Here is a 21,684-nt window from a genome sequence, read left to right as displayed (position 1 = left end):
AAAATTATCGGCTATACATCTAGATATAGTTGTTTAAGTGAAAAATGAAATATAACAAGTATTACGTAGGGTTAGATATCGGGACTACCAAGATTGTAACTATGGTAGGGGCAAAGAACGAATACGGGAAGATTCAGATTTTAGGTTATGGGCAATCTAAAAGTGAAGGTATCAATAAAGGAGTAGTAACTAACATTGCTAAAACTACTCAATCTATTATGGATGCTATTCAAGATGCCAAAGAAAAGACAGGCTTAGAAATTGAGAACGTAGAAGCAGGTATCGCAGGACAAAATATCATAAGTCGTTCACATAGCGATTATATTACCCGTACAGACCCTGAACAACTTATAGACTTTGACGATTTGGAACGCCTGAAAGAACAGGTGTTCTCTATAGCACTTTCACCAGGACAAAAGATAATTCACGCACTCCCTCAGGACTATAAAGTAGATAATGTGGGAGATATTAAAGAACCTATCGGTATGATGGGGACGCGTTTAGATGCTACTTTTCACTTAGTTATCGGGCAAGTAAGCGCTATCAAAGGGATTACTCGTTGTGTGGAAATGGCACATCTAAAGCCCATAGGTCTTACTTTGGAACCTATTGCTTCTGCTAAAGCTGTATTAAGCGAAGAGGAAAAAGATGCAGGAGTAGTGTTAGTGGATATAGGAGGTGGTACTACCGATGTAGCTATCTTTAAAGATGGTATTATCCGTCATACAGCCGTAGTGCCTTTAGGAGGTAATATTATTACTGATGATATAAAAGAAGGTTGTGGAATACTCACCCGTCAAGCCGAGATGCTGAAAGTAGAATTTGGGTCGGCTTGGCCAGGAGAGAACCGAGATAATGAGATAGTATCTATTCCTGGTATTAAAGGGAAGGAACCAAAAGAAATAACGCTTAAAAACCTTTCTAAAATTATTCACGCAAGAGTAAGTGAGATTATCAATTTAGTATTTAACGTGATTAAAAATTACGGTCACGAAGAAACTAAAAAGAAACTGTTTGCCGGAGTAGTACTCACAGGAGGTGGAAGCCAACTGAAGCATATTGTTCAATTAGTAGAATATATTACGGGAATGGATGCCCGCATAGGCTATCCTAATGAGCACTTAGCAGGTAACTCTGACCCTAAACTTACTTCGCCTATTTACTCTACGGCTATAGGTCTTGTAATGAGCGCTATTGAAAATGAAGCAGAAGAGCAATTTAAAAAACGCTTCCAGGAAGTAAAAGCTCAAGAAACAATAGAGAACGGAAAAGGAGTGGTAGTGGAGCCTTTATCAACAGATTTACAGGATTCATCACTTGAAAAACAACCTATCACAATAGTAGATTCACCAAAAATAAATGTTTTTCAAGATAAAGATGAAGATGATGAATTAGAGATACATAAAACTAGTAGAGGCTGGTGGAGTAAATTAAATGAAAAACTAAAGGACTTCTTAGATAGTGAAGATTAAGTAGAAACAAATAATTATGATTTTTTTGATATGAATTCGGACATTCAATTTGATTTGCCAAAGAATATTAGTAACTATATCAAAGTTATTGGCGTAGGAGGCGGAGGGTGCAACGCCGTGAATTTCATGCACAACGAAGGTATAAAAGGGGTAGATTATGTAGTCTGTAATACAGATGCACAAGCTTTGGAAAACAGCCCTATCCCTAATAAAATTCAATTAGGAGTTACCCTTACTGAAGGATTAGGAGCAGGAGCCAATCCTGATATTGGTGAAAAAGCGGCTCTTGAAAGTATTGAGGATATCCAACGTACTTTGGAAGGGAATACCCAAATGGTGTTTATCACAGCTGGTATGGGTGGTGGAACAGGAACAGGAGCAGTGCCCGTAATAGCTAAGCAAGCTAAGGATATGGGTATTCTTACCGTTGCTATTGTAACTACTCCATTTAATTATGAAGGCTTAAAGCGCAGTCGACAAGCACAAGCAGGTATAAAGAAACTACGTGAATGTGTAGATTCTCTTATTGTTATCAATAATAATAAAATCAACGAAATATACGGTGATTTGAGTATTAAAGAGAGTTATGGAAAGGCGAATGAGATATTATTAAAAGGAGCTAAAGGTATGGCTGAGGTAATCAGTAAGCATTACCTTGTAAATATCGACTTACGCGATGCTCGTACCGTACTTGAAAACGGGGGTACAGCTATTATGGGCTCAGCCTCAGCTGAAGGTGATAACAGAGCTTATGAAGCCGTAGCAGCTGCTTTAAACTCTCCTTTACTAAATGATAATAAGATAGCAGGTGCTAAAAATGCTCTTCTTTTGATTACTTATGGTAAAAAAGAAGCTACTCAGCGTGAAGTTACTGAAATAAGTAGTTTTATCCAAGAGCAAGCAGGTGATAATATGGCTGACCTTATCTATGGGATAGGTGAAGATGAATCATTAGGAGAAGCTATTTCTGTGATAGTGATTGCCACAGGCTTTGATGCTGACCAACAACAAGAAATAGTGAACGCTGAAACCAAAAAGGTAATACATATTCTTGAGGAAAATCAAACAGCTACTCGTGATTTAACAGAACCTAAAGGAACTGTGGTTAATGCTATAAATAGCAGTTATCCTATTTCCTCAATTTCTGATATAAAGAAAGAGTCTTCGCTATCAGATTTATTTAATATTTGGGTGGATTGTGAAATAGTTACTGCTGTAAATGATGAGTTTGTGATAGTAGATAAGTCTATTCCTAAAAAGAATAGTTTTCAGACTATTGAAAAAAAAGCTGAAGTGCAAACCCAGCAATCAACATCAGTAAAACACGAGGAGCCCGAAAAAGAAGCTCCAATTATTCACCAATTGAGTGAGGATATTCATAAAGAAGCTCCTCAAGTAGAACGCCGGAAGAATCCTCCTGTTGTAAATCAAGAGGGAGAAATTCGTTATACTTTAGAAGACTATACAGAGCTTGAAAGAACTTTTATAGAAGCAAAGCCAACCTCTTTTACAGAAGATAAAAACTCAAACGAGTTTATTCTTTATAAGAAAGAAGAGGATTCTAAGTCCAAAACTTCTCCTTCTTCAGGTCAATTAGATATGTTTGCAGAAGAAGAGGATATAGAGTCTTCTTTGAACCCTATTGACAGTAGAATCTCTGATGTAATGAAACGCTCTCGTTCCAATCGTTTGCAAGATTATAACTACAAGTTTGGAAGTAATAATCAATCACGTACCTCTATGGGGAAAGATAGCGCAGGAGAGATGCAAATAAGAAAAAACAATTCTTATTTACACGACAATGTAGATTAGTTTTAAAGGACTCATTTATGAGAAAAACCATATTCTAATAAAACGGGAAGTTTTAATTAAACTTCCCGTTTTTCTATATAATCACATTATTGAAATTATTTTATAGTACTCTATTCATATCCCACTCTTCAAGATATTTAGCTACACGCTGTACAAACATTCCTCCTAAGGCTCCATTTACAACACGATGGTCATAACTGTGAGAAAGCATTAGTTTATAACGAATCCCTATTGTGTCTCCTTCTGGAGTTTCAATTACAGCGGGAACTTTTTGGATAGCTCCTATTGCTAAGATACCTACTTGTGGCTGATTAATAATAGGAGTACCAAACAAAGTGCCAAATGAACCTATATTGGTTACTGTATATGTGCCATCTTTCACTTCATCGGGCTTGAGTGCATTAGCACGAGCTCTATTAGCAAGGTCATTTACTACTTTTGCCATACCTCTTAAACTGAGTTCATCAGCGTTTTTTATAACGGGAACAATTAGGTTACCGTCTGATAGCGCAGTAGCCATACCTATATTAATATTTCTCTTCTTGATAATGCTATCTCCTTCTACTGAGACATTCATCATAGGAAAATCAACAAGTGCTTTGGCAACCACTTCCATAAAGATAGGTGTAAAAGTGAATTTCTCACCTTCGCGCTCTTCAAATGCTTTTTTTACTTTATTGCGCCATTTCCATATACGGGTTACATCTACCTCAATAAAACTTTGTACGTGTGCTGAAGTAAGTTTGCTTTTTAGCATATGCTCTGCAATGAGTTTACCCATACGGCTCATTTCAATTCGTTCTTCACCGCGTTTGGTATAAACTCTCTTATCGGCAGGAGTAGCATCAAAAGTAGCTGAAGGCTTTGCTTTTCCTTGTGTCCTATGCGATAGATAGTCAAGAATATCACTCTTGGTTACGCGGTCGTTTAACCCCGTTCCTTTGATGCTGTCTAACTCACTTAAACTGATACCTTCTTTCTTAGCGATATTCTTTACCAAAGGTGAATAGAAACGCTCTGTTTTGCTGAAGTCTACTTGTGGGTGAGCTGAGGTACTTTGTTGTATGTTAGCAATGTTTTTTTCTAAACTTGCAACCGATTGTTGTACAACATCAAGCGCCTCTCCAGAAGTGCTAATCTCTTCTTGTGTCTCAATAACAGCTATTACTTCACCTACTTTCACAACGTCATTCACTTGAAACTTGATTTCAGCCAGAATACCCGACACATCAGTAGGTACTTCAGTATCTACTTTATCTGTAGATACTTCCACAATACTTTCTTCGGCTTCTACAGGATCGCCTACTTTTTTCAGCCAGTTGGTAACAACAGCCTCTGTTACACTTTCTCCTAATGAAGGGAAAATTAATTCATATCTTGCCATTTTCCTGCTACTTTATTTCTTTAACCTCTTGTGGGAGGTTCATATTTTTGGTTAATACGCTTATTTTATTAAGGTCTATATCACCTGTGAGCGATAATACTATAGTTTGTTTTGAAGTCTCGGTCGGTTCTACAAGCATTAGTAGTTCCGATACGTGGGTAGCATCTTTCCCTTCTTTGGTGTAGAATTTCACATTTTGAGCTTTGTCTTTTACTCGCATTAATTCTGATAGCCCTGCTGTTTTAAGGTACTGTTGTGCTTCTGTTTTCATTAGCCCAGCAGCCGTTTTACTCTCAGTCGTGAATATCTTCATTCCTTTGAGCTTATTAGCAACTTCCATAAACTCTTTGGCTTCCGCATCTTTACTGTCAATTTTTGATAGCATCTGAAACATCTTCTGCGATACTACCACAGTGCTAATATCTTTATTGGTTTCTAACTTTTCAAAGGCTGTTTGTCCGTTAACAGCTATGGTCACCCAAAAAGCAGATAGCATTAATATTTTCTTTATTTTCATAGTAACAATATGTTGTTAATGTTCTTTAACTATTTTGTTTTTAGTTTCTTCATATTCTTTGAGATATTGCACTTTCTCAGCGCCTTTATTATATTCCTCTGAGAGTATTAAAAGCCCTTTTCTTATTACTTGGTAGTTGTACTCTGCTTCTTTGCATTCGCGTTGCTGTTTCACCCAATAAAAAGAGCCTAATCCTATCGCCACCGCTATGAGTACACAAATTGCAATAGTTTTTTTCATATTTTCTTGTAACTTTGTTAATGTCTTCTGAATATTGATAAATCAAAGTCAAGGAAGTAAAGAGTTATCAATATTAATACTAATAACACTATCCAAAAAGTTTTGTTTACCCCTGCGTTTTTTCGGTTGCGACTCTCACTGCGGATAGAACGCCATTCTTCCGTGAAGTGGTTCGTCACAGTTTCGCGGTCTTTGCGAATGCGGGAGCCCATCTCAAAAGGGTTGCCTTCTTCCTTCCCTTCGTAGTAACGAGGAGTATAGTTAAAGCGCTTGTTTTTTGGTAATTTAAATAATCTAATCTTCATAATAATGCAAAGGTAAAAAATAATTGATAATTAACAATAAAATATTGCACAAAAATTATTCCAATAAGCTATTAATTTGTTCCATTACTTCCTTAATGATGTGATTTTCATCAATAATGTTTTCGGAAAGTTCTGTTTTACTTTTCTGTAATTTGATGATTTTTTCCTCAATGGTATCCTTACTCACAAAGCGTATCACGTTCACTTTATTTTGTTGCCCTATACGGTGAGCCCTCCCAATAGCTTGCTTTTCAGAAAACGGATTCCACCACGGGTCTAATAACAAAACATAAGAGGCTTGCGTGAGATTTAACCCTACCTCACCTGCTTTAAGCGAAATGAAAAAGAACGATATACTAGGATTGTTCTGGAACATCTCTACTTGGTTCTTGCGCTCAAACGAAGGTGTTTCTCCCGTTAGTTTAGCATATTTTATCCCTTTTTTGTTACACCATTCTTCATAAAGTGCTAAATGACTCACAAAACTGCTAAAAATAAGTGCTTTTCGAGATGATTGTAGTAATTCCTCCATATAATTTATCACTTCTTCGTACTTTCCTGATGCAATTTTACTCTCTTTGTCTACTAATTTAGGGTGTAAGCTTATTTTTCTAAGCCTCATTAGCATATTTAGGGTGTTAAATTCAGTGATTGGCTCATTAATTTGTAAAAGCTGGTTACGCACTTTCGATTTTTCTGTTTCATACCATTTGTGTTGGGCTTCACTCATAGGACAGTAGATAATTTGCTCTTCCATTTCTGGCAAATCGTCAAGCACTTGCTCCTTTGTCCGCCTTAGTAAAAACGGATTGATAATGGTCTTTAACTCCTCTAAGGCTTGTGTGTTTTTCTTTTTGCTGATTTCCACTTCATAGTTCTTGTAAAACGAAGCATAACTTTTCAGTATATTCGGATTGATAAATTGCATCTGCGACCATAAGTCACTGAGTGAGTTCTCAATAGGTGTCCCACTCAGCGCAATCCGATGAGTCGCTTTTAAGGTGTGTATCGCTTTGAATGTCTTTGAGTTCTTATTTTTAATACGCTGGCTTTCATCTAAAATGATATACCTAAATTCGTACTTTTGGAAGAGTTCCACATCGCGTTCTACTATCGGATAACTGGTAAAAACCACATCGTAATTACCTAAGCGTTTGGCTTTTACTTTTCGGTCAGCCCCCACGTATTGTGTGCATTTAAAATGTGGGGCAAACCTTTTAGTCTCGTCATACCAATTAAAAATAAGCGATGAAGGCAGAATAACCAATACTTTTAGAGCCTCTTTACTCTTTTCTATTCCTGAAAAAAGGTCGGCAGTTTCAATCGTTTTTTCGGGTAAAGCATCGTGTATAGCCACCAATAAGGCAATGGTTTGTAGTGTTTTCCCAAGTCCCATATCATCAGCAAGGCACGCCCCCACACCATTGTAATAGTGTTGTAAAAGCCACTCTACACCCTCTATTTGATACGGACGTAAGGTAGCTCGTAGGTTAGGCGAGGGGGTATAACTCACTTTTTCTACTAAGTTCTGAGGTTTTATCTCGGGTACAGCTTCCAAGAGTGCATAGTTACTCTTGCTAATTTGCAGTTTCTCCTGCCTAATTTGTGTATATTTGGCAATACTACCAAACTTACTAAACCATTCTTGAGGAATAATGAAGGCTTTTCCATCAGGAAGTAAGTAAATAGGGTTATTTTCTTTTAAATTCTTGATTAAATCTTTAAAATGAAAGCTATTTTCTCCTTGTTTTACTCTTATATTGAGGTCAAACCAATCGTTTTCGGTACTTGTTTCTGCAAAAATGAGCTCAGGCAGATGTTCACTGATCTCTTTTCCACCTTCTATGCTAAAAGTATGAAAGCCAAAACCTGCTTCTTCCAAATCTTTTTTGCAGTGCAACAGATGAAAATACGAAGCAAAAGGGTCTTTACTTTCAACTGAAAAAGTACCTCCGTCGTTCACAAAACCTAACTGTTCCAAAAGGCGATACTTTCTAGTTTCTTCTTCTTTATTTCGTTGGTAATTATATATTTTTATATCGTTATTGGGGCTTATTTCTAAGTTCGACTGATTGTTTTTCGCTTGATTACTGTCAAAAGTATAACCATTGTAATCAAAGTGTATGTATATTTTGTAATGATTAGCAAAGAAATCGTATAAAATATCCAATTCACTACTTTTTAATTCATTCTGAGTAATAATTTTAAAGCCTTTTGTTTCTACTTGTGCATTTCTAAGTACTTTTTTAAGGAATTTCTCGAAGTATTCGGGGAAAGTTTTTTCGGGAATAAAGGTACTTTCTTTATTCAAAAAAGGTTTAAGGTGCGAAGCTTTAATATGTGCTACTCGCACTACTTGCCCTTTGAGTACAATCCAAGCGTATAAGTTGTTCAGCAGTTCGATATGGCTTTCAGAAGGCAATAATTTTTCATCGTCTTTCTGTAACAACAACCGATAACTAATACCTCCTTCAATTTTTGTAAATTCCAATAGAGGTTCAATTATATTCGTGCTTATGGGTAGTATTTTCTTACTGATATCGTCTTTGTGATTGTGGTTAGTAGTGATAAACAAACTATTTTCTGCAATAATAGAAAGTAATTCAGCCGTTTTTTCTTCTATTTGTTGTTGAATATGCTTTTTTATTTGGGCATTTTTGTATATTTCCTCAAAACTATCCCCTTTTTTGATATATTTTTGATGTAGAATATTAGGTTGTAGACTATTTACGATACTTAAAGCCTCTTTTTCACTTTCTGATGGTTCAAAGTTAGTCAAACTATGTAATACTTCTGCGGTAGCTTTCTTGTAAAACGAGGCGTATCCGTTTTGTTTTTCGGCTAAATAAGCATTAGGCAAAGCTAGTTCTATGGTAGGGTGAAAGCTAAAATCAAAAAATAAAAACATAACTCAATAATGTAATTGCTGTAAGGTTTTGTATTCAGCGGACAAAGGTACAGTATTTTTACAGGAATAAAAAAACTAAGTAACCTCTTTTTATCAACATCGATAGGAAAAAACGTTTATTGAACAACACTTTGCAAGATATTTGTCCTCACTTTGCGAAAATTTCAAACTTTGGCAAGGTTAAAACTTGATATATTATATCTTCACCTTACCTTTATTTTATCACCATTTATTCTTCGTTCATTGTTCGTCATTTGTTTATCTGCCCGTGCGGCTCGCACCGTCATTTGTTCGTCATTTGTTCGTCTTTTGTTCGTCCTTTCTTCGTCTTTTGTTCGTCTTTTGTTCGTCTTTTGTTCGTCTTTTGTTCGTCTCGCACCGTCTTTTCTATAAACTCTCTTTAATTTTCTAATTTTCTAATTTTCTAATTTGCTAATTAAAATACCGTACGACCTCTCACCTGCCATTTTGTCACCTCCTCCTACTTTGGTACTCTTTTCGCTATATTCCCCCTAGTAAATAACAAATTAAGAGATACGAGTCTTACCTCTTATCTCTTACTTCTTAACTAAATAAAAATGAAAGGAAATATAAACGTCTCTGTGGAAAACATCTTTCCACTTATTAAAAAATTCTTGTACAGCGATCACGAGATATTCTTGCGTGAACTTATCTCCAACGCTACCGATGCAACCCTTAAACTGAAACACCTCACTACTATAGGCGAGGCAAAAGTGGAATATGGGAACCCTATCATCGAAGTGAAGGTCGATAAGGACAATAAAACCCTCCATATAATCGACCAAGGTATTGGAATGACGGCAGAAGAGGTCGAAAAGTACATCAACCAAATTGCCTTTTCAGGAGCTGAGGAGTTTTTGGAGAAATATAAAGATACAGCCAAAGACGCCGGAGTGATAGGTCATTTTGGATTGGGCTTCTACTCTGCTTTTATGGTAGCCAAACAAGTGGAAATCATCACCAAATCCTATACCGATGCTCCAGCCGTGCGCTGGGTATGCGACGGTAGTCCTGAATTTACCTTAGAGGAAACCGACCTGCGCACCGAACGTGGTACTGAAATTATCTTGCACATCGCCGATGATTCTACTGAGTTTTTGGAAGACTTCCGTATCGAAGAGCTATTGCGCAAGTACAACCGCTTTATGCCTATCCCAATTAAATTTGGCACAAAACAAGAGCCGTTACCTCGCCCTGAAAATGCCCCTGAGGATTATAAAACGGAATATGTAACGGTCGATAATATTGTAAATAACCCTAATCCTGCTTGGACAAAACAGCCAGCCGATTTGAAAGATGAGGATTATAAGGCGTTCTATCACGAACTCTATCCAATGCAGTTCGATGAACCCCTGTTCCACATTCATCTGAACGTAGATTATCCGTTCCACCTTACCGGTATTCTATATTTTCCTAAACTCACTAACGATATGCAGTTACAGAAAGACCGCATACAGTTGTATCAAAACCAAGTATTTGTTACCGATAACGTCGAAGGTATAGTGCCCGAGTTCTTAACAATGCTCAAAGGGGTGATAGATTCGCCAGATATTCCGCTAAACGTATCGCGTTCTTACCTCCAATCCGATGGTAATGTAAAGAAGATTGCTAATTACATCACTCGTAAGGTAGCTGATAAGCTGAAATCACTCTTTACTAATAATCGCGACGACTTCCAAAACAAGTGGAACGACATTAAGATAGTGCTCGAATATGGTATGCTTACCGATGATAAATTCTACGAAAAAGCAGCCGATTTTATGTTGTACCCCACTACCGATGGCAAGTATTACACTTTGGCAGAACTAAAAGAAGCAATAAAAGCTGAACAAACCGACAAAAATGGTACTTTGGTAGTGTTATACGCTCAAAATAAAGAACAGCAATACACAGCTATTGAGCAAGCCAAAGAAAAAGGCTACGAAGTGTTGTTATTGGATAGCCCTATCGTATCGCACTTGATACAGAAGTTAGAAGGTGATAATGAGAAACTTACTTTCACCCGTGTAGATGCTGCTCCTGTAACTAAGCTGATACAAAAAGAAGAACCTATTATTGCCAAACTCTCCGACGAAGAGAAAAACACACTGAAAGCTGAAATTGAGAAAGTAATTCCTAAAGAAGGCTATATGGTGCAGTTAGAAGACTTAGACAGCGATGATACGCCATTTGTTATCAATCAACCTGAATTTATGCGCCGTATGAAGGAAATGAGTGCTACCGGAGGAGGTGGTATGTTTGCTATGGGAGGTTTCCCCGAAGTGTATCACGTAGTGGTAAATAGCAATTCTCCTTTAGCCGATGCTATCCTCCACTCTAAAGATGAAGTTCAAAAAGAAAGCCTTATCAAGCAAGCCTTTGATTTAGCACGACTCTCACAAGGTCTCCTCAAAGGTAAAGAACTTGCCGACTTTGTAAAGAGAAATTGGGAAATTAACAAATTAGCAAATTAGTAAATGAACACCATACACTTTGCCAAAGGTTTTAGTAGCTTGTCGTGCTACGACCTTTGGCAAAGTTGAATATAATGATAGTCAGGTATTTTTACAATATGTTTTGTAGAAACGTTTTGTAAAATTCCTTACAATCTTTTAATTATTCTGATAACTTATATTGATATGTTTAAGATTATAATGTTTGTGCGCAAGAAACAGCATCTTAGCACAGAAGAATTTATAAAACTATGGGAAGCACATTCTCAAAAAGTAATAAACTATAAAGAAGCCCTGCTGATAAAGGATTATACTAAAACATTTCCTTTTCAACCTACTGATGAAAAATCGTCTACACAGCGAGAAACCCTCCCTTTTACCTTTGATGCTATGGGTGAATTGTGGTATGAAAGTAAAGACGATTTTCTCAGAGCCCGAAACACTCCTGAGGGGCAAAAAGCCTTAGCCGACCTCCGTGCCGATGAACTTAAATTTGTAGATATGGCAAACTCCGTAATGTGGCTCGGTACTGAGGAAAGAATATTTGATAAATTGCCTTTTGAAGTTAAGAATTGGACAGTTCTTGATGAGTATTTCTATTTGTCAGATTATGCAGGAAATAGTGTAGCAGACTTTGATAAGTTAATAGCTTTGTTTTCTGAAGATATTACAATGTTAAGTGCCGATGGTTCACAAATGAAAGGGAAAACTGCAGTGATCTCTTTTTTTAAACAATTCTTTGAAAGGAATAAAACTACAAAACACCTTTGGGAAACCATTAAAGTTACTGAAAATACTCTTGAAACTCATTGGGCTGTCTCAGGAAAACGAAAAGATGGTACTTTCTTTGCCTTTAAAGGTAAAGATACAGCAAAACTAAATTCAGAAGGTAAAATTTGTTATTTAAAAGTAGAGTTTTTATAATAAAAATTATCACACGCCGGCACGAGCTACAAGCTCGTGCCTCTTTTTTTTGTAGTTTCTAAGAAAAACTTTATTTTTGCAGAGAATATACGATAAACTATTATGAAGCCTTTACTTCTATATTCCTTTTTCTTATTCAGTTATTCTCTCTTTTCTCAGTCAATAAAAGGGAAACTTACTGATATGTACCAGCTCCCTATTGAATTTGCTGAAGTGATACTATATGAGAATAATAAACCTTTTTTAAGTGAATTATCGGGAAATAAAGGTGATTTTACATTGTCTGTAAATAAGAAAGGAAACTTTACCCTTGTGATAAGATATTTAGGTGAAATACTATACCAAAAAACAATAGTACTTAATCAAAATACAGACTTAGGGGTACTGATGATTGATAATGCACATCAGTTATCAGAAGTAATCCTTACAGCAAAGAAACAACTAATTGAAAAGAAGTCGGATAGGTTGGTGTATAATGTACAGAATAGTCTACTCTCTACAGGGGTCAGTAGTGATGAATTGCTCAAAAACATTCCTCGAATCGACCCCACCAGCGACGGACTAAAAATTATCGGTAAAAGCAATGTATTAGTAATGATAGACGATAGACTGCTCAATATTTCAGGTGATGATTTAAAGAACTACTTAAAAACATTGAGGTCTGAGAATATCGACAAAATAGAGATTATTACTAACCCATCAGCAAAGTACGATGCAGCAGGAAATACAGGTCTTATTAATATCAAGCTAAAGAAAAAACTAAATACAGGTTTTGATGCCAATATCTCTTCAACTTCTATACTCAGAACCAAAGCAAGTGTAAATAACGCTTTAACACTCAATTATTCCAACGAGAAACTAATTCTCAATTACAATTTGTTTTATGGTGATGAAAATAGGAATTTTGAGAATAAAAACAAACTACTTTTCACTGATGAGCAAAGAGAGTCCGTTGAAAATACTGAAAGAATAGACAAAGGATTAAGTCATCAGCTCAATGCCGACTATCAGTTGGTAAAAGCTATTAATTTGGGTTTCTACCTCAATTACAGCAACTGGGATAACAATGCTTACGGGCATTCTGAGGTTAAATTCTACAATAATGCCCAAAGTATATTAAAAACTCAACAATTGCCTACTAATACTTTGGGTAATAATAAAGGTCTCTCATTTTCTCCTTACTTAGATATCAAATTAGATACTTTGGGTAGCCAATTGAAGTTTTATTTCAATCATAATAGAAATACGAATAATTCTACCTCTGTATTCAGAGCTAATAATTACAGAGGAGATGGACAAATATTAGAGAGTTCTTCTGAAAATAAGAATAATATAGACTATACTTTCAAAATCAATGCTTTTGGTACCAACTTAGAAACAACTTTTTTGAATACAAAAATTGAATTAGGTGGTAAAGGTACTTATTTTAGTAATGATAACGGAGTGAAATTCTACAATAAAATAGGCGGATTAGATGTTTTTGATACCTCAAAATCCAATGATTTTCTTTACAAAGAACGCTTATGGGCAATGTATTTGAATCTCTCTTGCAATCTTACTGAAAAACTCTTTTTAAGTGCTGGTATAAGATATGAGCATACCCAAACAGAAGAAACATTAATAACTCAAAATATTACCAATGAAAAACGTTATTACAATTGGTTCCCTACCATATCTCTTTCTTATGAACCAAATAATAATCATTCTTATGCTCTCTCTTTTAACCAACGAATTGCAAGACCAAGTTTATATGATTTGAATCCTTTTAGGAATTACAAAGACGCCAATAATTACGAAATAGGCAATCCAGATTTATTGCCTAATATCACCACCAATGTAGAGTTTGGATATGTGTATAAAGGAAACCTATCGTTTTCTCTATATGGTTCTAAAATAGCTGATAATTGGGCTTTTGTAGTTTCTACTGAAAATAATAACAATGTAGTAGTAACACAACCAAAGAATGTATTAACTACTTATAGTGTAGGTTCTGAGTTGGCTTATAATTGGGAGATTTCTAATTGTATATCTAACTATAGTAGTGCTAATGTATCCTATCAACAATCTAAATCGGCAGAGGAAAGTTTACCTGATAAGAATTTAAGAGGAATACACGGCACTTTGTTATCAAATTTCACCATAGCCTTGAATGAGGATAAAACTAATAAACTGTTTTTGAATATGCTGTACAACACCAAAGGAGTTGAAGAAATGTATGTCTCTAAGAACACTTTCCTAATGCGGTTAGGAGCTTCTCTATCGTTTTTACAACAGAAATTGAATGTAAATATCTACTTAACCGACCCTTTTAACACAACAATAGCAAGGAATAGCGTCGATTATAGCACTTATAAATTTAGAAATAGAATCTTCAACGATAATCGCAGTGTACATTTTTCTGTAATCTATAAGTTTGGTAATAATCAATCTAAAACAAATGAAATACAAGTAGATAATTCAGAAAAAGACAGATTAATAAAAGAATAAATTTGTGTAGTTCAGAGAAAACTCTCTATATTTGCACATTAATTAATTGAAAATCGACAAATTAAATTAAGATGTTACAAGAACTAAAATCTCGTAGTGGTAATTGTTGTGAGCTCTGTGGAGCTACTGAAAACCTAAGTGTATATACAGTGCCTCCTGCTAGAAACGAAAGTACAGATGATAGCCTTTTGGTATGTGGTACTTGCCTTAGTCAAATACAAAATCCCGAAACGATGGATAGCAACCATTGGCGTTGCCTCAACGATAGTATGTGGAGCGAACACCGCCCTGTAAAGATAATGGCGTGGCGTCTCCTCAACCGACTCAAAAATGAAGGCTGGTCGCTCGACCTTCTAAATATGATGTATTTAGATGAGGAAGAATTGGCTTTTGCCCAAGCTTCCGACGACCATTTAGAAGAGAGCGAAAAGGTAATTCACAAAGATAGCAATGGGGCAGTACTCGCTAATGGTGATAACGTTGTGCTTATCAAAGACCTGAAAGTAAAAGGCACTAGTATGACAGCTAAACAAGGTACTGTTGTGCGCAAAATCACTCTCGACCCCGAAAACGCTGAATATATAGAAGGCAAAGTTGATGGACAACAAATCGTTATCCTTACTCAATATGTGAAAAAGGCATAATATTGTATGAGTTTACATCACAACTTTGTCAAAGTTAAAGACTTTGACAAAGTCTATAATATTAATAATCAATCTCTAAATTAACAAATTAACAAATGAAACAACTATTTACCATTATTGCATTATGTTTTCTTAGTTTGGGCTATGCGCAAAAAGGAATGACTTTTACTCAAGCGCAAATGCCTTTGGCTACAGATAAAGATAATCCTATTACCTCATTTGTACTGCCTATAAAACAAGGGACAGAGGTAAAAGAAATTTCTTTGCAGTTTAAAAGTAAAAAGCTCAATCTATCTGAACTCTCTGTTTATGTAGGTGCTAACGCTAAAAGAGAACAAGCAACACTTTTTGCTAAAACTTCGAATCTCAGTTGTAATACCAAACTACAAGGGAATTTCAAAGCTACTAATGATACCCTTTTTGTTTGGGTTTCTGCTCGTACTACTCAAAAACCAGACCTCTTACAAAAACTCTACTTATCAAAGATAAAACTCATCACTAATGAGACAAAAATTACGCTCAATAATGCTAAAAAAGAAGGACAGCGTTTTGCTATTGCTCTTCGTCAGCGTAAGCAAGATGGCATAGAGTGTTACCGTATACCAGGGCTTGTAACCACTAATAAGGGTACGCTGATAGCCGTTTACGACAATCGTTACAACAACTGCAAGGATTTGCAAGAAGACATCGATGTGGGAATGAGTCGCAGTACTGATGGTGGACAAACGTGGGAGCCAATGAAAAAAGTGATTGATATGGGCGAATGGGGAGGAAAACCTAACCGTCTTAATGGGGTGGGAGATCCCGCAGTTTTAGTAGATGAGCAAACCAACACTATTTGGGTGATGGGCTTGTGGCAGCACGGCTTAGATCCTCAAACAATGAGTTGGTGGGGCTCTAAAAGTGGAATGACTCCTGAGGAAACAGGACAAATAGTAGTAGTAAAAAGTGAAGACGATGGCAAAACGTGGAGTGAACCTATCAATATCACCTCTCAAATCAAAAATCCTGAATGGAGGCTCTTTTTCCAAGGACCTGGCAGAGGTATCTCTATGAGTAATGGTACTTTGGTATTTGCAGGTCAGTTTAAGGATAAAGACCAAGTGCCTCATTCTACTATTATTTACAGTAAAGACCACGGAAAAACGTGGCACGTAGGTACAGGAGCCAAATCACACACTACTGAGGCGCAAGTGGTAGAACTTTCCGATGGTGCACTAATGCTCAATATGCGCGACGACCGCAATCGCTCTAATTATGAGCTTTCTGATAACTATCACGGGCGCTCAGTAGCCGTTACTGCCGATATGGGCAAAACGTGGATAGAGCACAATACCTCTCGCACTGCTCTCACCGAACCTAATTGTATGGCAAGTATCGTTTCTTATAAAGACAAAAAGGGAAAACAGTATTTATTCTTCTCTAATCCTAATGACGCAAAGAACAGAGTAAATATGACTATCAAAGCAAGTAATGACGAAGGTAATACTTGGGATAAACTACCTTCAATATTGTTGTATGAGCAAGCAGCTATGGGCTATTCTTGTCTTACTGTAATAGACAATAAATATATAGGTATTCTTTACGAAGGTGATGGAGATTTATACTTCCAAAAAGTGCCTATCAAAGAGTTTATCAAGTAAAGCAAAAGAATTTGTAACCTTAATAGAGACGATATAAAGAGTATTGTCTCTATTTGTTTGATTTAAAATACTCGAAAAATTTGCTTCGTATATAAAAAAAGAAGTACATTTGCACGCAACTAAATTCTCTTTTTTAAAATGAATTTCCAAGATAAAATTATTAATGAAGGATTTACCTATGATGATGTTCTTCTTATCCCCAATTATTCTGAGATATTACCTCGTGAAGTGTCGATAACCTCACGTTTTACCCGTAACATCACCCTGAATGTGCCCATTATCTCAGCGGCTATGGACACTGTAACCGAAGCTGCTATGGCTATAGCTATGGCACGCGAAGGAGGCATAGGGGTGCTTCATAAAAATATGACTATTGAGGAGCAAGCCAAACAAATACGCAAAGTAAAACGCGCCGAAAGCGGTATGATTATCGACCCTGTTACGCTTCCCTTAAACAGCAAGGTGAGTGATGCAAAACGCTGTATGAAAGAAAATAATATTGGCGGTATCCCCATTGTTGATGCCGGCGGAATCTTAAAAGGCATTGTAACTAACCGTGATTTACGCTTTGAACACGATAATAATCGCCCAATAACCGAAGTAATGACCTCTAAAAACCTTGTGATTGCCAACGAAGGCACTTCTATGAAGGAAGCTGAGGGTATTTTACAACGCAGTAAGGTAGAAAAACTCCCCGTAGTAGATAAAAACTACAAATTAGTAGGTCTTATTACTTTCCGAGACATTGCCAATTTGCAAGAAAAATCTATTTCTAACAAAGATAGCTTAGGACGCTTGCGCGTAGCAGCAGCCTTAGGCGTTACTGCCGATGTGGTAGACCGCGCCGAAGCTCTTGTACAAGCAGGAGTTGATGCCGTAGTTATTGATACAGCTCACGGACATACAAAAGGCGTAGTGAACGCTCTTAAAGCCGTAAAAAGCAAGTTTACCGACTTAGAAGTAGTGGTAGGAAACATTGCCACTGCCGAGGCTGCCCTTTATTTAGCCGAAAATGGCGCCGATGCAGTGAAAGTAGGCATAGGTCCAGGCTCTATATGTACTACCAGAGTGGTGGCAGGCGTGGGTTATCCTCAATTATCAGCGGTGATGAACGTTACAAACGCTCTTAAAGGTAAAGGAATCCCTGTGATTGCCGACGGGGGCATTCGCTACACCGGCGATATCGTAAAAGCCATCGCCGCAGGTGCCAATAGTGTGATGCTTGGCTCTCTGCTTGCAGGCACTAAGGAATCACCAGGGGAAACTATCATTTTCGAAGGCAGAAAATACAAATCTTATCGCGGTATGGGCTCGGTAGAAGCGATGAACCAAGGTAGTAAAGACCGTTATTTCCAAGATGTAGAAGACGACATCAAAAAACTTGTGCCCGAAGGCATTGTAGGGCGCGTGGCATACAAAGGCGAACTACAAGAAAGTATGCATCAGTTCATCGGAGGCTTGCGCGCAGGTATGGGATACTGTGGTGCCAAGGATATTGAAACGTTGCAAGCCGTGAGTCGCTTTGTGCGCATCACTGCAAGCGGAATTACCGAAAGCCACCCCCATAATATTACCATCACCAAAGAAGCTCCTAATTATTCACGTTAATAAACGAATATAACTTCCATAAATGAGGCTGTCTGCAAAGATTAGACAGCCTCATTTATGTAATAAATAACAAAAAAGTGCGTATCAGCAATATATTTTGTACTTTTGCCATTTGGTAAAACAAACTTATTAGACTCAATGGAAAACGGAATAGTAAATGATTACATTAATATTATAGAAGTATTCACTAAAAAAATACATCTATGGATTCAACTCTTCATCGATAAAACACCTAATATCGTTATAGCCTTATTAGTCTTTATTTTAGGTTTTTATCTTTCTAGACTTATCAAAAAAATAGCCATTCGTATCTTAGAAAAGCGTGGTGTAAAACCTTCTTCACGCATAATGCTTGGCAATATTATTTCTGTGTTGGTAGTTATTATCTTCTTTATGTTTTCGCTAAATATTTTAGACCTCGAAAATATGTTCAAAACCATTTTGGCAGGAGCAGGAGTAGCAGGTTTAGCTATCGGTTTGGCTTTACAAGGCACGCTTAGCAATACTTTTTCAGGCATTACCTTATCTTTTAGCAAGAGCATTCGCATAGGGCATCAAATTGAAACTATGGGCTATACAGGAACTATTGAAGATATAAATTTGCGTACTATCAAGCTTAAAATGGCTGACGGGAACTATGTGTCGATACCCAATAAGCTTATAGTAGACAATCCTATGAAAAATTATTCTGAAAGTGATACTGCCAATGTGTTAGTTACTTGTGGCGTAGGTTATGAATCGGATTTGGAGCAGGTGAAAATGCTTACTGAAACTACCATTCGGCAGATGATGAAACAAAAAGAGCTTGACACTACCATTTCTTTTTATTATACTGAGTTCGCTGATAGTTCTATCAATTTTATTGTGTATTTTACTATTCCTTCCAAGAAACTTTCTGAGTCTTTTTTGTATAAATCAGAAGCTATAATGGCTATCAAGAAGTGTTTTGATGCACATAATATAAATATACCTTTCCCTATTCGTACCGTTCAGATGGATAAACAATAAAAATTGAACCCAATGTTAAAAAGAATATCCCCATATAACCTCATAATGCTTTCGTTTATCGGCTTAATAGTTGTAGGAGCTTTGCTTTTGATGATGCCTTTTGCCCATACGCCTCAGAAAGATATTTCTTTCCTCGAAGCACTTTTTACAGCTACTTCGGCGGTTACCGTTACGGGCCTTTCGGTGATAGATATAGGAGCGACCTTTACTATTTACGGAAAACTCATTTTATTAGTGCTTATTCAGTTTGGCGGATTGGGAGTGCTTACTATTTCCTCTGTTTTGGTGTTGCTTATTGCTAAACGTATCGGTTTTTATACTAAAAAAATAGTAGCCGAAGGGCTTAATCACAACAAAAGTTACGATATTTATGCCATAACAAAGCGTGTGGTGTATATTACTTTGCTTTTTGAAGCTACGGGAGCACTGTGTTTGTTTGTTTCTTTTATTCAAGATTTCCCTTTCGGAAAAGCATTATTCTTTTCAGTGTTTCACTCGGTATCGGCTTTTTGTAATGCAGGCGTTTCTTTGTTTCCTCATAGTTTCGAAGGTTATACCTACAATGTTTTTGTAAATATTATCATCGCTTTTTTGGTTATTTTTGGTGGTTTAGGCTTTACAACCATTATTCAAGCCTATGAATACCTGCGAAAAAAGAGACGAAGACTCGATATTAACTCTCAGTTTTCAATTATAACAACTATTATCTTGCTCGTTGCGGGTACGTTCTTGTTTTTTACCTTAGAATATAAAAATTATTACACACTTTACGGGAAAAGTTTCTTTGGACAGATGCTTATTAGCTTTTTTCACTCCGTAAGTTTGCGTACAGCAGGTTTCGATACGATTCCGTTGGAGCATTTAAGCAGTGCTACCATTCTTTTTTGCGTAACGTTTATGTTTATAGGGGCATCGCCAAACTCCACAGGTTCTGGCGTGAAAACTACTACTATTGGCATCTTATTTCTCGGTATTAAAACAGCATTACTCAATAAGAACTATATCGAATTTTCAAAGAGGCGCATCTCTTGGAAACTCTTTAATAAAGCCTCAGCACTCGTGTTTATTGCGATGATGTATGTGCTTACAATGATTGTAATACTCACAGCCTTAGAACCCGATTTAGAATTTACAAAAATAGCTTTCGAACTCATTTCGGCATTCAGCACTTGCGGACTTTCTACCGGAATTACCTCACAATTAGGCAATAGTTCAAAATTTATTTTGATATTTACAATGTTTTTAGGCAGGGTAGGACCGCTTACCATTGCACTCGCCTTATCGAGACCACGTGCTGAAGGAAATTACAAATACCCAAAAGAAAATATTTTAATAGGATAGATTATGAAGAATTTTTTAGTCATAGGATTAGGAGAGTTTGGCAAATCGGTAGCCAAAACACTCTATAAAAACAAAGCTACTGTGCTAGCAATAGATTCTCGTGAGAGTGTTATCAAGCAAGCTCTCAGTGAAAATATCATCGATGAAGCTGTGATTTTGGACGCTACCGATGAAATTGCCCTCAAAAATGTAGTGAAAGACGATTTCGACACTGCTTTTGTGAGTGTAGGCGATAATATTCAGGCGAGTATCCTTATTACCTTGCAGTTGAAGGATTTGGGGGTGAAGAATGTCATTTGTAAAGCCGTAAATCACACCCAAGAAAAGGTTTTATACAAAATAGGTGCTACGCAAGTAGTATTCCCAGAGGAATTAATGGGTGAAAAAGTAGCCTATTCCGTTTTGCGACCTACTATTATAGAATATTTTAAGTTTGCCGAAGATTATTTTATATACGAAGTAAAAGTGCCCAAGAGCTATATAGGAAAATCATTGATGGAACTCAATTTGCGACATAAGTACGAGATAAATATTTTGGCAGTAAAGCATTCCGATGGCAAAATGAACGTAACCCCCGACCCGAATGTCAAACTTAACAAAGACGACCTTTTAGTTATACTCTCCAATACCAATGTAATTGATAGAGTAGTATAAAAAAAGCTTTTTTATGCTAAAAAATAGCTTCTGTAATCAATTTTTTAGGTATTAACATTGCTAAAGTTTTAAACCAAAACTGTAAGGAAGATTTATAAAGCACTGATTTTTAACTATGTTTTTTTTTGTAGGAATACTGTGTAAGTATTATCTTTGCAAAAAAAAGTTATGACCACTATAATAAAGAATAGAAAAAGAATTTCAAATATCTTTTCTAAGATAGAAGATAAAGAGTTAGAATTTCTTGTAAAAGAAACAGGAGTCGATAAATATAGCAAAAAACT

The 21,684-nt window shown here is 36.5% G+C and carries 16 protein-coding genes; 11 read left to right on the top strand and 5 right to left on the bottom strand.

What is annotated here, in order from left to right; genetic code table 11:
* The first annotated feature begins 44 nt into the window (after positions 1–44).
* The gene (gene ftsA, locus ACSQ7D_RS08835) at positions 45–1,472 is read left to right on the top strand and encodes a cell division protein FtsA (RefSeq protein ID WP_009421338.1); all 1,428 of its coding nucleotides are present in this window, start codon (positions 45–47) and stop codon (positions 1,470–1,472) included.
* Between the two features lie 30 nt (positions 1,473–1,502).
* Positions 1,503–3,284: a cell division protein FtsZ gene (gene ftsZ / locus ACSQ7D_RS08830; RefSeq protein ID WP_034554261.1), complete on the top strand. Its 1,782-nt coding sequence runs from the start codon at positions 1,503–1,505 to the stop codon at positions 3,282–3,284.
* A 100-nt stretch (positions 3,285–3,384) separates the two neighbouring features.
* On the opposite strand, the gene ACSQ7D_RS08825 is transcribed toward ftsZ, so the two are convergent.
* From ACSQ7D_RS08825 to ACSQ7D_RS08805, 5 genes are read right to left on the bottom strand one after another with little or no spacing between them, the layout of a single operon-like run.
* Positions 3,385–4,668, bottom strand: a complete 1,284-nt coding sequence (locus tag ACSQ7D_RS08825) for a dihydrolipoamide acetyltransferase family protein (RefSeq protein ID WP_178976687.1) — start codon at positions 4,666–4,668, stop codon at positions 3,385–3,387.
* 7 nt (positions 4,669–4,675) lie between these two features.
* Positions 4,676–5,185, bottom strand: coding sequence for a DUF4252 domain-containing protein (locus ACSQ7D_RS08820; RefSeq protein ID WP_002672710.1), 510 nt, complete (start codon positions 5,183–5,185; stop codon positions 4,676–4,678).
* Positions 5,186–5,200: 15 nt separating this feature from the next.
* Positions 5,201–5,425, bottom strand: coding sequence for a hypothetical protein (locus ACSQ7D_RS08815; RefSeq protein ID WP_009421325.1), 225 nt, complete (start codon positions 5,423–5,425; stop codon positions 5,201–5,203).
* 17 nt (positions 5,426–5,442) lie between these two features.
* A complete protein-coding gene (locus ACSQ7D_RS08810) occupies positions 5,443–5,730 on the bottom strand; it encodes a hypothetical protein (RefSeq protein ID WP_002672706.1) in 288 nt (95 codons plus the stop codon).
* Between the two features lie 55 nt (positions 5,731–5,785).
* Complete coding sequence (locus tag ACSQ7D_RS08805) at positions 5,786–8,638, bottom strand: SNF2-related protein (protein ID WP_437135992.1); 2,853 nt, start codon at positions 8,636–8,638, stop codon at positions 5,786–5,788.
* 578 nt (positions 8,639–9,216) lie between these two features.
* On the opposite strand from ACSQ7D_RS08805, the gene htpG reads away from it, so the two are divergent.
* The 9 genes from htpG (at position 9,217) to ACSQ7D_RS08760 (ending at position 21,400) form a co-directional block, all read left to right on the top strand.
* On the top strand, positions 9,217–11,112 hold the full coding sequence (htpG, locus tag ACSQ7D_RS08800; RefSeq protein WP_437135991.1) for a molecular chaperone HtpG: 1,896 nt from the start codon (positions 9,217–9,219) through the stop codon (positions 11,110–11,112).
* Positions 11,113–11,277: 165 nt separating this feature from the next.
* Positions 11,278–12,015 (top strand): EthD domain-containing protein, encoded by a 738-nt coding sequence (locus ACSQ7D_RS08795; protein ID WP_437135990.1) that lies wholly within the window; start codon positions 11,278–11,280, stop codon positions 12,013–12,015.
* A 102-nt stretch (positions 12,016–12,117) separates the two neighbouring features.
* A complete protein-coding gene (locus ACSQ7D_RS08790) occupies positions 12,118–14,502 on the top strand; it encodes a TonB-dependent receptor domain-containing protein (protein ID WP_437135989.1) in 2,385 nt (794 codons plus the stop codon).
* Positions 14,503–14,573: 71 nt separating this feature from the next.
* A complete protein-coding gene (locus tag ACSQ7D_RS08785) occupies positions 14,574–15,146 on the top strand; it encodes a PhnA domain-containing protein (protein ID WP_002672699.1) in 573 nt (190 codons plus the stop codon).
* A gap of 95 nt (positions 15,147–15,241) precedes the next feature.
* The gene (locus ACSQ7D_RS08780; RefSeq protein WP_437135988.1) at positions 15,242–16,789 is read left to right on the top strand and encodes a sialidase family protein; all 1,548 of its coding nucleotides are present in this window, start codon (positions 15,242–15,244) and stop codon (positions 16,787–16,789) included.
* A gap of 138 nt (positions 16,790–16,927) precedes the next feature.
* A complete protein-coding gene (gene guaB / locus ACSQ7D_RS08775) occupies positions 16,928–18,397 on the top strand; it encodes an IMP dehydrogenase (RefSeq protein ID WP_437135987.1) in 1,470 nt (489 codons plus the stop codon).
* 138 nt (positions 18,398–18,535) lie between these two features.
* On the top strand, positions 18,536–19,405 hold the full coding sequence (locus ACSQ7D_RS08770) for a mechanosensitive ion channel family protein (RefSeq protein WP_437135986.1): 870 nt from the start codon (positions 18,536–18,538) through the stop codon (positions 19,403–19,405).
* 12 nt (positions 19,406–19,417) lie between these two features.
* Positions 19,418–20,746 carry a TrkH family potassium uptake protein gene (locus tag ACSQ7D_RS08765; protein WP_437135985.1) on the top strand — a complete coding sequence of 443 codons (1,329 nt, stop codon included), beginning with the start codon at positions 19,418–19,420 and terminating at the stop codon, positions 20,744–20,746.
* A 3-nt stretch (positions 20,747–20,749) separates the two neighbouring features.
* Positions 20,750–21,400, top strand: coding sequence for a potassium channel family protein (locus ACSQ7D_RS08760; protein WP_437135984.1), 651 nt, complete (start codon positions 20,750–20,752; stop codon positions 21,398–21,400).
* Positions 21,401–21,684 lie beyond the last annotated feature (284 nt).

The organism is Capnocytophaga sp. G1920 (genome assembly GCF_051417515.1).
The sequence above is the reverse complement of the archived record's forward strand: the minus strand, read 5'-3'. Positions and strand labels throughout refer to the sequence as shown.